12 protein-coding genes are annotated in these 15,033 nt (G+C 52.1%); 6 read left to right on the top strand and 6 right to left on the bottom strand.

Annotated elements, in window-relative coordinates; genetic code table 11:
- Position 1 precedes the first annotated feature (1 nt).
- Together ACR64Q_RS20305 and ACR64Q_RS20300 are read left to right on the top strand one after the other, a co-directional pair.
- Positions 2-1,435: an HlyD family type I secretion periplasmic adaptor subunit gene (locus tag ACR64Q_RS20305; RefSeq protein ID WP_313732916.1), complete on the top strand. Its 1,434-nt coding sequence runs from the start codon at positions 2-4 to the stop codon at positions 1,433-1,435.
- A gap of 624 nt (positions 1,436-2,059) precedes the next feature.
- A complete protein-coding gene (locus ACR64Q_RS20300) occupies positions 2,060-2,707 on the top strand; it encodes a hypothetical protein (RefSeq protein ID WP_313732915.1) in 648 nt (215 codons plus the stop codon).
- A gap of 415 nt (positions 2,708-3,122) precedes the next feature.
- Here the strand turns inward: ACR64Q_RS20300 and ACR64Q_RS20295 are convergent, their stop codons facing one another.
- The 3 genes from ACR64Q_RS20295 to ACR64Q_RS20285 all read right to left on the bottom strand — a co-directional run bounded on the left by ACR64Q_RS20295 (position 3,123) and on the right by ACR64Q_RS20285 (position 9,221).
- Positions 3,123-7,757: an EAL domain-containing protein gene (locus ACR64Q_RS20295; RefSeq protein ID WP_313732914.1), complete on the bottom strand. Its 4,635-nt coding sequence runs from the start codon at positions 7,755-7,757 to the stop codon at positions 3,123-3,125.
- 69 nt (positions 7,758-7,826) lie between these two features.
- Positions 7,827-8,516 (bottom strand): tetratricopeptide repeat protein, encoded by a 690-nt coding sequence (locus tag ACR64Q_RS20290; RefSeq protein ID WP_026602679.1) that lies wholly within the window; start codon positions 8,514-8,516, stop codon positions 7,827-7,829.
- Between the two features lie 231 nt (positions 8,517-8,747).
- On the bottom strand, positions 8,748-9,221 hold the full coding sequence (locus ACR64Q_RS20285) for a CYTH domain-containing protein (protein ID WP_313732913.1): 474 nt from the start codon (positions 9,219-9,221) through the stop codon (positions 8,748-8,750).
- A gap of 124 nt (positions 9,222-9,345) precedes the next feature.
- Here ACR64Q_RS20285 and sodB point away from each other — a divergent pair, with 124 nt between their 5' ends.
- A complete protein-coding gene (sodB, locus tag ACR64Q_RS20280) occupies positions 9,346-9,927 on the top strand; it encodes a superoxide dismutase [Fe] (RefSeq protein WP_020484147.1) in 582 nt (193 codons plus the stop codon).
- A gap of 213 nt (positions 9,928-10,140) precedes the next feature.
- Here the strand turns inward: sodB and ACR64Q_RS20275 are convergent, their stop codons facing one another.
- Positions 10,141-10,791, bottom strand: a complete 651-nt coding sequence (locus tag ACR64Q_RS20275; protein ID WP_313732912.1) for a glutathione S-transferase family protein — start codon at positions 10,789-10,791, stop codon at positions 10,141-10,143.
- A 115-nt stretch (positions 10,792-10,906) separates the two neighbouring features.
- Here ACR64Q_RS20275 and ACR64Q_RS20270 point away from each other — a divergent pair, with 115 nt between their 5' ends.
- Both ACR64Q_RS20270 and ACR64Q_RS20265 read left to right on the top strand, forming a co-directional pair.
- On the top strand, positions 10,907-11,479 hold the full coding sequence (locus tag ACR64Q_RS20270; protein ID WP_313732911.1) for a TetR/AcrR family transcriptional regulator: 573 nt from the start codon (positions 10,907-10,909) through the stop codon (positions 11,477-11,479).
- 105 nt (positions 11,480-11,584) lie between these two features.
- Positions 11,585-13,066, top strand: a complete 1,482-nt coding sequence (locus tag ACR64Q_RS20265) for an oligosaccharide flippase family protein (protein ID WP_313732910.1) — start codon at positions 11,585-11,587, stop codon at positions 13,064-13,066.
- Here the strand turns inward: ACR64Q_RS20265 and ACR64Q_RS20260 are convergent.
- On the bottom strand, positions 13,063-13,293 hold the full coding sequence (locus ACR64Q_RS20260; RefSeq protein ID WP_313732909.1) for a DUF1289 domain-containing protein: 231 nt from the start codon (positions 13,291-13,293) through the stop codon (positions 13,063-13,065). The two genes, ACR64Q_RS20265 and ACR64Q_RS20260, sit on opposite strands and share 4 nt — an antisense overlap.
- Entirely contained in the window at positions 13,290-14,234 is a 945-nt protein-coding gene (gene ribF / locus ACR64Q_RS20255) for a bifunctional riboflavin kinase/FAD synthetase (protein ID WP_313732908.1), read from the bottom strand. The genes ACR64Q_RS20260 and ribF overlap by 4 nt, the downstream gene beginning before the upstream one ends.
- A 156-nt stretch (positions 14,235-14,390) precedes the next feature.
- Here ribF and ACR64Q_RS20250 point away from each other — a divergent pair, with 156 nt between their 5' ends.
- A complete protein-coding gene (locus ACR64Q_RS20250) occupies positions 14,391-14,981 on the top strand; it encodes an LOG family protein (protein WP_026602672.1) in 591 nt (196 codons plus the stop codon).
- The last annotated feature ends 52 nt before the right edge of the window (positions 14,982-15,033 follow it).

Below are 15,033 nucleotides of genomic sequence, written 5' to 3'. Positions count from 1 at the left end.
GATGATTAAACTCCAAGCAACTTTAGATCTGTTACACCGCTACCGACAAGCCTTCCGGCACGCCTGGTCACGGCGCGCGGAATTGGACAGTGTACCGCGCTTAGCGCACGAAAGCGCTTTTATGCCGGCCGCGCTGGCTTTGCAGGAAACTCCCGTCTCACCGGCACCGCGTGTGGCAATATGGTTGCTGATTGGCTTTGCGCTGTTGGCGGTGCTGTGGGCCTGTTTCGGCCGGATCGACATCGTCGCCACCGCCCAAGGCAAGATTGTCCCCAACGACAGGGTCAAGACTATTCAGCCCTTGGAAACCGCCACGGTCAAAGCCATCCACGTCAACGACGGTCAAGCCGTTAAGGCCGGCGATGTGCTGATAGAACTGGACGCGACCGCCGCCGATGCCGATACCGCCAGCATTGCCAACGATTTACGTACCGCGCAACTGGCAGCGGCTCGCGACGGCGCCTTTTTGCAGAGCCTGGTAGCGCTGCAAAACGGTAAACCGCAAAAGCCGCAACTCCAGGCGCCGGACGCGATGCCTTCTGAGCAAGTCCAACACGAGCAACGGCTGCTGGATGGCGAATGGCAGGAACTGACCAGCAAGCTGGAACGGCTGGAAGCGGATAAATCCAGCCGTCAGGCGGCTTTGCGTTCGGTACAGGCCACTGTGGCTAAACTGGCGCAGTCCGCTCCGATTGCCCGCCGATTGGCCGAGGATTACCAACAATTACAAGCCAAGAAATTTGTCTCCAGCCACAACTACCTGGAACGCGAACAGGCCCGGATCGAACAAGAAGGCGAACTGGCGACGCAACGGGAAAAACAACAGGAACTCAGCGCGGCGATTCAGGAAGCCGCCAAACAACAAAGCGAACTGTTGGCCGCCGCTCGCCGCACGGCATTGGACCGGCTGCACGACAGCGAACAGAAAATCGAAACCTACACCCAGGCCGGCATCAAGGCCCGCCAGCGCGGCCAACTGCTGACCCTGACCGCGCCGGTGGACGGCATCGTCCAGCAACTGGCGATTCACACCGTCGGCGGCGTGGTCACCCCGGCGCAACCATTGCTTATCGTAGTCCCGGCCGACCAAGCGATGGAAATCGAAGCGTTCGTTGAAAACAAAGACATCGGCTTCGTCAATCCCGGCCAGGAAGCCGAAATTAAAATCGAAACCTTTCCTTACACCAAATACGGCACCCTGCACGGCGAAGTGACGCATGTCTCCAGCGACGCCATCAACGACGAGAAACGTGGTTTGATTTATTCATCCCGAGTCAAACTGCCGCGGACCACGATGCAAGTCGAGAACAAAACCGTCAACCTGACGCCGGGCATGGCGGTGACGGTGGAAGTCAAGACCGGGCAAAGGAGAGTCATTGAATATTTCCTAAGCCCACTGATCGAACACGTCGGGGAAAGTTTACGGGAGCGATAAGTTTGAATGCCCAGTCAGCATTGGCACAGCCAACTTCATCGTCGGTGTCACCAGCTGTTTGGTATCTGAAAATGCATCGTTGACTACGCAGCTCCGGGGCGGTATGAAAATGCAATAGTCGATTGCCATGCCGTCTAAGTGCTATTCGGATCAGTATGATACTTCATTTTTAAGTGCCGATTTATGGCGCCGTTAGATAAGGCTTTCACGGTGTTTTAGTATGAAACTTTATTGCCTTCCTACAATTCCGTATGTGTTCGGTTTGAATTTAAGGGTTTGTCGGGCTTTCGCTCGGCAAACCCTTTTTTGTCGATTTGGAGCCGATTAGCTTTGTTCGGGAGTGAAATAAAGGGAAGAGCGGAATATCATCCCAATGCTGGCCTTTGTGAGCGAGCACCATCAGGCGGTCAGTTGGTCAACAGCAGAAGGCTGGGTTGAATGATAATGAAACCCAGCTTAGAAGCTGATAAGTTTGCTACTCCAAAGAGCCGTTGGAATGTTAAGAATTTTAATTATTTCAAAGCATTTGCTGGGTTTCGCATTGCTCTAACCAGCCTACGGCCCTGGCTTTGCCATCGGCATTTATCGGTTATGTCAGACGTTGGACGCCAAATTTGGAGAAGCATGAATATTTCATTTCGGATCATTGCGGCAACTTTTGCTCTCGCATCAGTTTCCGCATGCACGAAGTACAGTGGAGATAGTTTGTTGAATCTCCCCGAGCACGAGAGCGCTTACGATCAGAGCAGCATTATTTCGAAAGCTAAAAGCGAAGTGTCTGACATATTCGATAACCTTGGAATTTCCGAAGAAGCAAACAACTCGCTTCGGAACATTTCCCCAAAGAGCGTTATTCGTGACAGCGAGCCTCTCAAATTGACTCAAGTAGATAATCAGCTTGTAGTTGCAGGGGCAGATACGAATATCGCTTTCGCAACCAATTCCATCATCATTTCAACCGGTGCCGTGCATATCGCCCACAGCAGCAATAGCGTTGTTGTTTGTGGCAGTGACGTAGATATCAGTCACGACGGAAGTTTAGGTAATGGAAGCCTCGTCATATCGAAGGGTAAAGCCAACATCAGTCATGCTGAAAACACCTTGATATATGCCATAAACGGCGTGGAAATTTCACATGCCAATAATGTTAGGGCGTATAACACAAAGGAGCGTAAGACGTCGTGGGGACACATCAATAACAACCTCGTGAAACTACTATTCCATGAAGAAACGAAGTCAAACCTGGCAGTCCACACGGGCGCTGTGCAATAAAGCCGCGCAGCGGCCTCATGCCCTATTATTAGGAGCCTCTTGATGACCGAGCATTTGAAGAAACATTTTGACGAGTTGCTCTCCCAAGCCGATGCAGTAGCGGCCACCAAACAACGAAAGCAAGCCTCGATGTAATCGAGTACTCGAAGGCAACCCCCTCGATTCCGCTAACGCTGCATCAAGGTTACGCAAGGGCCATAGATGTGTTGAACAGCGTGAAGCGCATCGTTCGCGATTGGTGGCGGTTACCCAGCTGGGCAGGCCGATCACGTGCCATGCCCAAAATTCGTCTAACTGATTTGTGGGGAGGCTAAGGGGTAGTTTGGTTTTCACAGGATTTATGCAAAAAAGTCCGAACACAGCAAGACTAAAGTCAGATCGTCGCAAACGAAGTCTGCATGTGATCAGAATAGGCTTAGGCCGCTGATTCTAGGCGCTCCAGTAACTGCACTATTTGCAGATTGGCTTCGCGTAATTGGCTGAAATCTGCGCTGTCGCCGCTCTTGCCTTCCAGCCGATGCCGCTGGAGATTTTCCGCCAGCATTTGTTGTCGGGATTGCGCCCGCTCCAGTTGTTCCAGTAAACGCGCATCAATGCCGCGTTCGTGTTTGAGCCGTTCCAGCCACCTACCCAGATGCGATTTTTTCGAGTTCAGGATAGGCCAGCGCGGACTGCTGCCAGCTGGGGGGTGCAGACATTGTTCCAGACGGCGCAACCAATACTGCTGCTGAAGTTTCAGTAATTCCAATTGGTTTTGCCAATTAGTCAGCGAAAGTCTGGCGCAATCAGTCCAGGCCGGATGGTTGCAATAACTGTTGACCCAAGCCAACACCGCGTCGGCCGGCATGGCTTCGGCGATGGCGCAACCCTGGGCGATGCTGCATCCCAAATCGATCAGAAAAATACCGTGTTCTATATCTTCTACGCCTTCGGCAACCGCTTCGCGTTTGAAGGCCTTGGCTAACGCAATCACGCTTTCGACAATGGCCATGTCATCCGGGTCGTCTATCATGTTGCGTACAAAACTCTGATCGATCTTTACCGTGTTGATGGTCAAATGCCGCAAATGCGCCAGCGACGAATAACCGGTGCCGAAATCGTCCAGCGCACTGGGTACGCCCAGGTCGTGATAGCATTGTTTCAGGGTCTCGCCCACCGAGATCAAATCCTCCAGTACGCTGCTTTCCAGTACTTCCAATTCCAATTGGCTGGAAGGAATTTGCGGGTATTCCGTCAGCAAGGTTTCCAGGGTTTTGATGAAATCCGGCCATTGCAGATGGCGCGGGGATATGTTCACGCTGACTTGGAGATTCAGACCGAGATCGTGCCAGATCTGCAATTGCTTGAATGCTTGTCTTAGTACCCAATTGCTCAGGTCGATTTCCAAAGTGGTGTTTTCGACTATCGGCAGAAATTCGGCCGGCGGCAACACACCGCGTTCAGGATGGTGCCAGCGGATCAGGGCTTCCGCTCCCACGACTTCACCGGTTTTGATATTGACCCTGGGTTGGTAGTACATGCAAAACTGATTATCCATCAGCGCCTGACCGACCTCGGCCAAGGCTTGCTCCAGACGGCTGGGGCGATGATTGATGCTAGTCGATTGTCCAGACAAATGATCGTAAATCCGATAGCGATTGCGACCGTCCAGTTTGGCTTGGTACATCGCTTGGTCGGCATGACGCAACAGAATATCCGGATCTTCCAGGTCGAGGGGATAGATGGTAACGCCGCTGCTGGCGGCAATCCGCACATGGCGGTTTTCCAACTCGAAAGGTTCGGCCATGGCCTGATGAATGCGGGTCAAGGCATCTTCGCATTGCTGCACCGATTGCAAGTTTTCAAATAACAACGCAAATTCATCGCCACCCAGCCGGCAAACCGTGTCGCCTTCGCGCAGCTTTAACTTGATGCGTTTGGCTACTTCCACCAATAATTGATCGCCGGTCTCGTGGCCGAAGTTATCGTTGACTTGCTTGAAGCCGTCCAAATCCAGATAGCACACCGCCAGCAACGATTCGGCCCTTTTGCTGTGGGCTATAGCCTGGGCAAAGCGGTCGGCAAACAGGGCGCGATTGGGGAGTTGGGTGAGCGGGTCGAAATGCGCCAACACTTCCAGCGCCTGCTGCTGTTGCTTGCTCTCGGTGATGTCCGAGAACAAACCCAGATAATTGATGATATTGCCTGCATCGTCGCGCAAGGCCGAAACCGTTAACAATTCGGCATACAAATCGCCGTTTTTTCGGCGATTCCAGACTTCGCCTTGCCAATGCCCGGTCTGGTTTATGATCTCCCACATGGCTTCATAAAATTCCGGCGCTTGCCGCCCGGATCTCAGAAAGCTTGGATTTTGCCCAAGTGCTTCCTCGCGACTATAGCCGGTGATGTCGGTGAAGGCAGCGTTGACATCGATGATCGACGCATTGATGTCGGTGATGATGATACCTTCGTGGGCGTCCGAAAATACCCGCGCCGATAGCCGCAGTTTCTCCTCGGCCGCTTTGCGTTTGCTGACATCATGGACAATGCCGCGCATCCGCACCGGTTTGCCGCTGCCGTCTCGCTCGACCTGACCCACCGAGCGCATCCAGCGTTTTTCGCCGCTAGGGGTTTGGATACGATATTCCACATCGTAATTGGCGCCGCATTCAAGATGTTGGCGGGTCGCCTCCAAGATTAAAGCCCTATCTTCCGGGCAAACCACTTCCAGGAAATCGTTCCAGGTATGCAGTGCCTTATGCGGAAAACCCAATTCAGTCGTGACAATTTCCGACCAAAACTGGCGGTTTTTCAATAAATCCGCTTCCCAGATGCCTACGCCGCCATAGATTTGGCTGATACGAAAGCGTTCTTCACTTTCTTTTAGCGCCAGTTCGGTCTGTTTGCGCGCGGTAATGTCCTGGACCAATACCACAAAACGGTCGGGACCGGCTTTATAGCTATCGATGGCATACCAGCGGCCCAGATCGGTCACGCAGTTTTCAAAATGTTGGGGCTCGCCACTGGTGTCCAGACCGTCAAAGCTAGCGATCCAGGCTCCCTCGGTATTCGGTAACACCTGCTTAACGGTTTTGCCTATCCAGTTGTCGCGGGCAATGCCGGTCATTTTTTCAAAGGCCGGGTTGATATCCAGATAGCGATAGTCGACGATTTTACCGCTGTCGTCGCGTATCACCTGATGCAATGCAAAGCCCAGCGACATATTGGTGTAAAGCCGGGCCAGGTCGGCCTCGCTACGTTTGCGGGCCTTGATTTCCTTCCGTAGCCTGAACACCCAATAGACGAAAAACAACAGGGCCAGCAGGACCACGGCGGCGGATCGCAACAACGCGTCAACGCGAATGCCTTGCTCGACCTTTAGTCCCATCCAGCGGTTAATAATGGCATCGTGTTCGGTTTGACTGATACTGGCCAGGGCCTTTTCCAGCAGCGACAGCAATTGTGGATGGGATTTGAGCGCGGCCATCCGGGTTTCGTTGACATACCCAGGTTGGCCGGCAATATGCAGATTCAATAAGCCTTGTTGCTTGATCACATAACCGGCCGAAGCCGCATCGCCGATATACGCTTCCACCTTGCCTTCGGCCAGCAGATTCAGCGCTTCTTGTACCGAGGGGGCGGTCAGCAGTTGTATCCCTGGGTAGTCTCTGCTCAGCAATTCCTGAACAAAATATCCTTGTTCGATGGCTACACGTCCCCCCGTTAGGAGTTGTAGAGAATTAATATAGCCACTGTTTTTGTCGCCGATGATTACAGTCGGCGTGCTGATATAGGGTTGGGTAAAATTCAGATATTGTTCTCGCTCGGGGGTTTTGGTTGCGCCGGCGATCATGTCCAATTCGCCGTGCTTGGCCATGTCCAACACTTCCTGCCAGGATTTGTCCATGATCAGAACAAACTTAACCCCCAGTTTCTGCTCGATTAGCTTTAGATGTTCGGCAATCATGCCTTGATGCTCGCCAGCCGCATCCAGCCATTCATACGGCGGAAAATTTCTATCTATACCCACTCGAATTTCAGCATGCTCGGCCAGCCATTGCCGTTCCGCGTCGTTCAATTGCAAATCGGCGGATTTACTGCCGCCGTAGACAAACTCATTGAGCTGGCCGTCGCTTAAAGGGCGCGCTAATTTCAGGTTGGCATAAATGTCGGCTACCCGGCGTAAGCGGGCAGCTTCGATCTGGCCCAGCGGGATGTAGTCCGGCATGATCAGCTTACGGGTTTCCTCGGCTTCGTAGCGCAGTTGCTCCGGACTGAGTTTGCTTGGGTATTTGTGTTGGATCAGCTCGATCAGCAAATCGGGGTGAGACAGCGCATATTCCCAGCCTTTCAGGCTGGCCCGGCGGAAGCGCTCGGCACGGCCGGGATGTTGCTGTAGCTCTTTGCGGCTGGTGAAAAGCAAGTCGCCGTAAAAGTCGATACCGTAATTTTGCGGATTGATAATGTTGAATTTGATGCCGGCGGCGCGAAAGCTAAATGGCCGGTCGGTGATATAGCCGGACATCACATCGACTTTATCCGCGATAAAGTCGGTGTTGTTAAAGGTCTCGGCAATTTTTTGATAGCGGCTTTCGGTTAGATTGGCTTCGGCGAGTAAGGCGCGAATCTGCGCATTATTCTCGCCGACCACATCGTACATGATGCGCTTGCCGGCCATTTCGTAGGGGCTGACGATGCCGGAAGCTTGTTTGCTGAACAGCACCAGCGCATCGTGCTGAAAAATGGCGGCTAGGGCCGCGATGGGCTTGCCGTTGGCATACTGGGCGATGATGCCGGAATCGCCGATGCCGTATTCGGCTCCCCCGGATGCGACTTGTTCTACGTAGTCCTGGTCAGGATTGCGCTCGCGTATCGCTACCTGCAAGCCTTCCTCGGCATAATAGCCTTGCTTGATAGCAGCGTAATAACCGGCAAATTGGAACTGGTGAAACCACTTTAATTGCAGCGCTACTGTTTCCAGCGGTCGATTGGCTGCGGGTGTGTCTGCGGCGCTGGACGTACAAAACAGTAAAAAAAATACCGCGGACAGTCCGAAAATGGTTTTTTTCATAAATGCCAGTCGTGGCCCGTTTTGAAAGTAGGGTTATTCTACAGCCAAAGGCAAACGGGCCAGGCGGATTTAGTCGGCTGTCGCGGAAGTGAACAACGATTGAAATTTATTTTTGCCGGCGTTGGATTTACGTTGCTGGGTATGTGCCAGCGCAAGTTTGGCTTCGTTTTGCAACTGGCTATCGGCAAATACTTGCTGTTTGCGCAGCGGGGCCTGGACGGCCTTGTACAAATATTCCTCGGCTTCGGCGTTGCGATCCTGTTGTAGTAGATAATCGGCGTAGAAGTAATTGGCGTCGATACCGTTGGGGTTGATTTTCAAGCTGGCTTTCAACATTTGCTCGGCAAGCTGATTATCCCCAAAAGATACCGGCCAGCCAGGCACCATGTAATACAGCGTGCCCAGCGTCACATAGGCCGCGCCATCCAGCGCATTGGGATTTTGGGCAATGGCTTCTTCCAAAAGGGTCTTGGCGGTTTGCAGGCTGGACAAGGCGCTCAGCGAAGATTGAAACGCCGCATTGGTGGCGATAATCGTCGCTTGCCAGATTTTCGGCTCGGCAGCATTCGGATAGCGTTTGGTCAATTCGGCGGCTTTCTCCAGCAATTGCGGATAAGTTTGTCTTTGCCGGGTCTCGTCGCTTTGATAATAAACGCTGGCCCAGTCGCTTTCCAAACGGGCGATAGCGGTCGCCAGCTCCGATGCATGCAGCGGGCCGGCAAAAAGTATCAATAAAACAACAATAGTAGCTTTGCTCATACATTTAATATAGAGCATTGCATTTTGGATTTCAATACGTCCTTTAAATTATTGTTTTAACAAAGTATTGCCTGTAGCAAAAATTCGCTAAGCGCCAGGCTTCAGTAAGGCAGCTTAGGTCTGTGTTTGTAGCGCTGTAGCGACTCTGCGAATATCTTGTCCCAGTTTTGCAACAAGCGCCGCAAACCTCTGAAAACGGCAACTTTTATCGCCTGTCTGGATTGTTGCCAGTTATTTGCCCCAATCCTTGAACGGATGCTTGCAGAGATTATTGTTGTAATAGCGTATATCGTCGGTAACTTCCATTCCGACCCAGTCCGGCTTAACAAAGGCCTCGCCTACTGTCGACAATTCGATTTCCGCGACAATCAAACCTTGGTTATCGCCCATGAACTCGTCAATTTCCCAAACGTGCCGATCCCGATAAACAAAATGACGGGTTTTTTCCACCAACGGCTTGTGGCATAGTTCGTCGAGAATACTGTTGGCGTCAGGCAAAGGGATTTCATACTCAAATTCTTGACGATGGGTGCCGATAGTGGCGCTCTTGATATTCAGCCAAGCCTGGCTATCGGAAATCCGCACCCTTACTGAGCTAAGCGGACTGCTACTCAAATAGCCCTGTTTGTAGTGTACGGAATGATCGATTTCGTCGCGCCAGTCGTCGTTCGCCAGTAAAAACTTATGTTCAACCTCAAGTGCCATCGTTGTTTTCCTTAGATTAGGTAGTGTTAAGCAATAATTCTTTATTATAATGCTGGGTAATTAGGTTTGGGCTGTAAGTCCGCACCTAATCACTGCTGCTGTTCAATCAATCTGGAGAATAAAGATGGCTTTTGAATTACCTGCATTACCGTACGCAAAAGACGCATTGGCGCCGCATATTTCCGCAGAAACAATCGAATTTCACTACGGCAAACATCACCAAACTTATGTCACCAATCTGAACAATCTGGTTCCCGGCACCGAGTTTGAAGGCTTGTCTCTGGAAGAGATCGTGAAAAAATCCTCTGGCGGCGTATTCAACAACGCAGCGCAAATCTGGAACCACACCTTTTATTGGAACAGCCTGTCTCCCAACGGCGGCGGCGAACCTACCGGCGGTTTGGCGAATGCCATTGAGAGAACTTTCGGTTCTTTCGAGAAATTCAAAGAAGAATTTACCAAATGCGCGGTCACCACTTTTGGCTCAGGCTGGGCGTGGTTGGTGAAAAACGATAAAGGCGGTTTGGAACTGGTTAGCACCAGCAACGCCGGTTGCCCGTTAACTGCCGGCCAAACGCCGTTGTTGACTTGCGATGTTTGGGAACACGCTTATTACATCGATTTCCGCAATCTGCGTCCTAAATATCTGGAAGCTTTCTGGGCATTGGTTAACTGGGAATTCGCCAGCGCCAACTACGAAGCTTAAGCATTAAAAAGGCGCGGGCCGGCGTCCTCACAGGCCCGTCCGCGCCATTCTTACTGTCGTGCTGGTGCAGCCGGCTTCATTGCTCAACGTCTATTCAGTCTTGGCTGGATCATTTCTTTACCCAAACCTATAGTCGTCGAAAGACTTGCTGGCCGGCGGCCGGGCTCGGATGATTAGACAGCGCTAAACCTAAGGTGAAACGCGGCAAAGGCCCTACTTGCTACTAAAAAACGCCTCCAACGCCTTTGCCCGGTCTGCACTGACTATTTGCGCGTGCGGCCGGCTTTCGATTAGTTGTATATAAGCCTCAATGCCAGGAATATGTGTGTTCACCAAATTCTCGCCGTAGATTTTTTGGGTGGCAAAGCCCACCAGTTGCAGATGCGGCCAAGCCACGATGTCTGCCGTACTAAAACTGTCGCCCAACGCATAGGGAGATAATTTCAGCAGCTTGGCTAAACCGGTTAAACCGGTATCGAGTTTGGCTCTGACTTCGTCTTTGGTTTCTTGCGACGCGGTGTTGCCGAACAGGGCTTCTCCATACAGACGGCGGGCGATCAGTTCAACATTCAGTTCGATATGTTGAATGAACTCCCGACATTTGCCGCGTTCGTAAGCATCGGCCGGATACAGCGGATGCTCCGGAAATGCGTCTTCCAAATATTCCAGAATCGCTTGCGATTCGGATAGATAACCCTCGCTGGTTTTGATGAACGGGACTTTTCCCAGCGGTGAACGTTGCAATAACTCCTCGTTCTGGCTGGGTGCGGTAAATTCTTCAATGAACGCTATATCCTTTTCCATCAACGCAAATTTAACTTTGTTGTAATAGTTGCTAATTGCCACGCCATACAAAGTAATCATCGAATAATCTCCAGTAGTTGAATTAAAGACTGCGCCATAACAGACCGGTCAGTCTATTGAAATAATACATACCGGTCTGTATAGTTGCAACATGTTTTTTCCCCGGTACTCAATTATGGCCCGCAATCTCCAAGATCACATCCTGCAAACCGCCTCTGCGCTGTTTTACAGCCAAGGCATTAAGGCCACCGGCGTCGATGCGATAGTAAAAGCCGCCGGCACCACCAAGATGAGCCTGTATAAGTACTTTCCATCAAAAGACGATCTGGTCTTGGCGCATCTAAGCAAAAGCCGAGAGGCCATGCTCAATCGCATCCTGGCCGGCGTAGAATTGCGCGCCAGCGAACCCAAGCAAAAGTTGCTGGCGGTGTTTGCGGTATTCGAAGAATTATTAGCCAGCCCGGAGTTTCGCGGCTGTCCGTTCATCAATGCCTCGGCCGAATTTGCCGAAGCGTCCAACCCGGTGCAACTGGCTGCTGCTGAATTTTCCGACACCTTCCGGGAAATATTGGCGGATTTGGCCCGGCAAGCGGGGGCATGGAACCCGGAACAACTTTCTCAACAACTAGCAATGCTGATCTCCGGCGCGATCGTCAGCGAACAAGTGCGCAGACAATCCGGGGCGATGCATATTGCTTCGGCGGCGGCGGAAATCCTGATAGAACAGAGTTTAAGCAAAGCCGGTTAGATTCAGCGGAGCCGGAGACAACAACCCTCTGCCCGCAACTGACTTACAATATCGCCACCCTAGACCTCACCCAGAGGTCGCATCATTCTTTGGACTTAACCGCTTTTGAGCTCACTACGCCAACTCGTTTCGCAAACCGCCATTTACGGTCTCAGCAGTATCGTCGGCCGCTTTTTGAATTATCTGCTGGTGCCGCTGTATACCTACACCTTCAGCGCCGGCGAATACGGCGTAGTTTCCGAGTTTTACGCCTATGCCGGATTTTTTGCGGTGCTCTTAGTACTGGGTTTGGAGACCGGCTATTTTCGGTTTCGACAACGACAAGAGTTTAGTAGCGACGAAGTCTATCGCAATGCCCTAGGCTTTCTGTTGATTACCAGTCTCGGCTTTATCGCGGCAATCTACTATTGGCAACAGCCGCTGGCCGACTGGTTGCAATATCCGCGACATCCGGAGTATTTGCTCTGGTTCGGCTGGATATTGGCGCTGGATGCCTTGTCAGCGCTGCCGTTCGCCCGGTTGCGCGCCGAGAACCGGGCCTGGCGTTTCGCCGGCATCAAAATGACCGAGATTTTTATCGCCATCGTATTAAATCTCCTGTTTTTGTTAGCCTGGCCCAAGTTGCAAAGCCTCTGGCCGGATAGCGAACTGGCTGCTTATTACGACCCTGAACTGGGCGTAGGTTACATATTTTTAGCCAATCTGGCCGCCAGTGTTTGCAAGTTGCTGCTGTTACTGCCGCAATTTCGCGCGGTGCGCTTCCAGCTCGACCCGCGCGTGCTCGGACCGATGCTGCGTTATTCTCTGCCCATGGTCATTATCGGCTTTGCCGGCATGGTCAACGAGATGCTGGATAGGGCCATTCTGAAAGTCTTGTTGCCTTACGATTTGCCCACCAATCTGAAGATGCTGGGGATTTACGGTGCTTGCTACAAGCTTTCGATTTTGATGAGCTTGTTCGTACAGGCCTTTCGGTATGCCGGCGAACCGTTTTTCTTTTCCTATGCCGGCCGTGCCGATGCCAAACGCGCCTACGCGCTGGTGATGCAGTATTTCGTGATTGCCGGGGTATTTATATTTTTAGTCGTGATGCTGTTCATCGACCTCTTCAAGTATTTTATCGGTGAAGAGTATCGCGCCGGCTTGGAGGTGGTGCCGATTTTACTGATGGCCAATCTGCTGCTGGGGATTTATGTCAATCTGTCGGTCTGGTACAAGCTTAGCGACCGCACCGGCTTGGGTGCCTGGGTATCGCTGGCCGGGGCAGGCCTGACGATTGTATTGAATATCTGCTGGATACCGGTTTGGGGTTATGTTGGCTCGGCGTGGGCAACGCTGGCTTGCTATCTGTTTATGGTGGTTATATCTTGGGCTTTGGGCCGGCGCTATTATCCGGTGAGCTATCCGGTCGGCAAGATAGCCGGCTATTTTGTATTGGGTTTGGCGCTGTATTTTGCCAACCGCTATGTGTTGGATAGCTATCAGATAAATGTTTGGTTGGCTGGCGCTGTGGGCTTGTTGCTTTATTTGAGCGTTGCGGCTTGGTTGGATGTTCGACCGATATTGCGCAGCCGCCGTCCGAATTAAATGCCCGGCAACTGTTCGGGATAGAAAGGTCCAAGCCGGCGGGTTTTTAAAATATCGACGCGGCGCTCAGCAACGCGCTGCAAAAACACGTTACGTGTCTGCGCGTCCGCGGTAGACCAAAGGCGGATTTCATCCAGGGAACGAAAGCAGCCCAGGCAAATATCGTCGTCGTTCAGGCAACAGTTTCTGACGCATGGCGATGTTGGGTTGGATTCTGAATTCATCATGGTCTGGCCGTATGTTGTTGAAAATACTGCTGAGCCTGCTCAACATCGCGGTGTATCTGCTGTTTGAGCTCGGTCAGCGAGGCAAAACGGATTTCGTCGCGCAGCTTCTTTTTAAAATGCACTTCAACGTAATGACCATAAATGTCCTGATTGAAGTCGAATAAATGTGTTTCCAACACCACTTTAGCACCACCGTCGAAGGTGGGGCGGGTGCCCACATTGGCGACACCTTGGTACTCGCTGCCATGCAAGCCGGTCATCGTCACCGCGAACACGCCGACGATAGGCGTGTTCTTCCTGAACATTCTGACATTAGCGGTCGGAAAACCCAACTCTCGGCCGCGCTTGTCGCCGTGCGCCACCCGGCCGCATACAGAATAGTCCCGGCCCAGCATTAGTTTGGCTTGTTCCAGTTGGCCTTCGCCGAGGGCATCGCGAATCAGGGTGCTGCTGACTCTTAAACCGGCCAGCTCGAAAGAATGACTATCTTCCACCGCAAAGCCGTAATCCTGGCCGCGATGCTGTAACAGCGCGAAATTGCCGCGCCGCGCCTTGCCGAAGTGAAAATCGTCGCCAACCACCAGATGCTTGACGCGCAAGCGCTCGACCAAAATGTCGCGAATGAAATGCTCGGCATCGCAATCGGCCAGGCTGCGGTTAAAGGGTAAAACCAGTAATTCGTCGACAGGTAATTTAGCAAATTGAATCGTTTTCTCGCGCAACCGGGTCAATCTGGACGGCGCATGATCGCCAAGAAAATACTCTAAAGGCTGAGGTTCGAAGACCATGGCTACGGTCGGTAAGTTCAGACGCCGGCCGTGCTCGGCCAGCTTTTCGATCACTAGCCGATGCCCAAGATGCAGGCCGTCGAAATTGCCTATGGTCAACACGCAGCCGTCGCGTAACGGCTCAAGATGATTCAAACCCCGAATTAAGCGCATGATGCCTGTCTGACTAAAAAGCCTAATTCTATCAGTAACAGCCGGTGAGCGGCCATGTCGGCAGTGACCAACACATTTGGCGGCAGTAAAATTCGTCTTGCCGCCTCATGGTTTTCCACCGAATATAAGCCACCCTGATTTTTCGGCATACCCGACATGACAACGATAAACAGTATTTGTATCTATTGCGGTTCCAGCCCTGGACGGATTGAGTCATACGGCACGGCCGCGCAAGCCTTGGCCGCCGCGCTGGTCAGCCGTAATATCCGCTTGGTATACGGCGGGGCCGGGATCGGCATTATGGGTATGGTCGCGGACCAGGTCTTAAAGCTCGGCGGCCAAGCGATTGGCGTTATTCCCAAAGCCTTGGCACACAAGGAGGTCGCCCATCCCAATCTGACTGAATTGCACGTCACCGAATCCATGCACGAACGAAAGATGCTGATGGCCGAACTAGCGGACGGCTTTATCGCGCTGCCCGGCGGAATAGGTACGTTGGAGGAATTATTCGAAATTTGGACCTGGGCGCAGTTGGGTTTTCATCAAAAACCCTGCGGCGTATTAAATGTGGCGGGCTATTACGATGCCTTGATTAGCTTTCTGGATCATGTTGCCGCCGAACAATTCGTCAAACCGCATCATCGGGCCATGTTAATGGTGGAGGCCGATCCAAATTTGTTACTGGATCGCTATGTCAATTATCAGCCGCCTGCTGTAAAACATTGGGTGAATAAACACGAAACCTGAACAAACGCGCCAGTCTGCGTCCGGGTTATTTTTATGCGGATTGAGAGTTTGC

Source organism: Methylomonas sp. 2F7, from assembly GCF_057126975.1.
This window is presented reverse-complemented; position numbering and strand designations above follow the sequence as displayed.

Excerpts from the sequence above, each read along its gene's own strand:
- ACR64Q_RS20305 (WP_313732916.1), top strand. The coding sequence starts at position 2 with ATGATTAAACTCCAAGCAACTTTAGATCTGTTACACCGCTACCGACAA.
- ACR64Q_RS20300 (WP_313732915.1), top strand. The coding sequence starts at position 2,060 with ATGAATATTTCATTTCGGATCATTGCGGCAACTTTTGCTCTCGCATCA.
- ACR64Q_RS20295 (WP_313732914.1), bottom strand. The coding sequence starts at position 7,757 with ATGAAAAAAACCATTTTCGGACTGTCCGCGGTATTTTTTTTACTGTTT.
- ACR64Q_RS20290 (WP_026602679.1), bottom strand. The coding sequence starts at position 8,516 with ATGAGCAAAGCTACTATTGTTGTTTTATTGATACTTTTTGCCGGCCCG.
- ACR64Q_RS20285 (WP_313732913.1), bottom strand. The coding sequence starts at position 9,221 with ATGGCACTTGAGGTTGAACATAAGTTTTTACTGGCGAACGACGACTGG.
- sodB (WP_020484147.1), top strand. The coding sequence starts at position 9,346 with ATGGCTTTTGAATTACCTGCATTACCGTACGCAAAAGACGCATTGGCG.
- ACR64Q_RS20275 (WP_313732912.1), bottom strand. The coding sequence starts at position 10,791 with ATGATTACTTTGTATGGCGTGGCAATTAGCAACTATTACAACAAAGTT.
- ACR64Q_RS20270 (WP_313732911.1), top strand. The coding sequence starts at position 10,907 with ATGGCCCGCAATCTCCAAGATCACATCCTGCAAACCGCCTCTGCGCTG.
- ACR64Q_RS20260 (WP_313732909.1), bottom strand. The coding sequence starts at position 13,293 with ATGATGAATTCAGAATCCAACCCAACATCGCCATGCGTCAGAAACTGT.
- ribF (WP_313732908.1), bottom strand. The coding sequence starts at position 14,234 with ATGCGCTTAATTCGGGGTTTGAATCATCTTGAGCCGTTACGCGACGGC.
- ACR64Q_RS20250 (WP_026602672.1), top strand. The coding sequence starts at position 14,391 with ATGACAACGATAAACAGTATTTGTATCTATTGCGGTTCCAGCCCTGGA.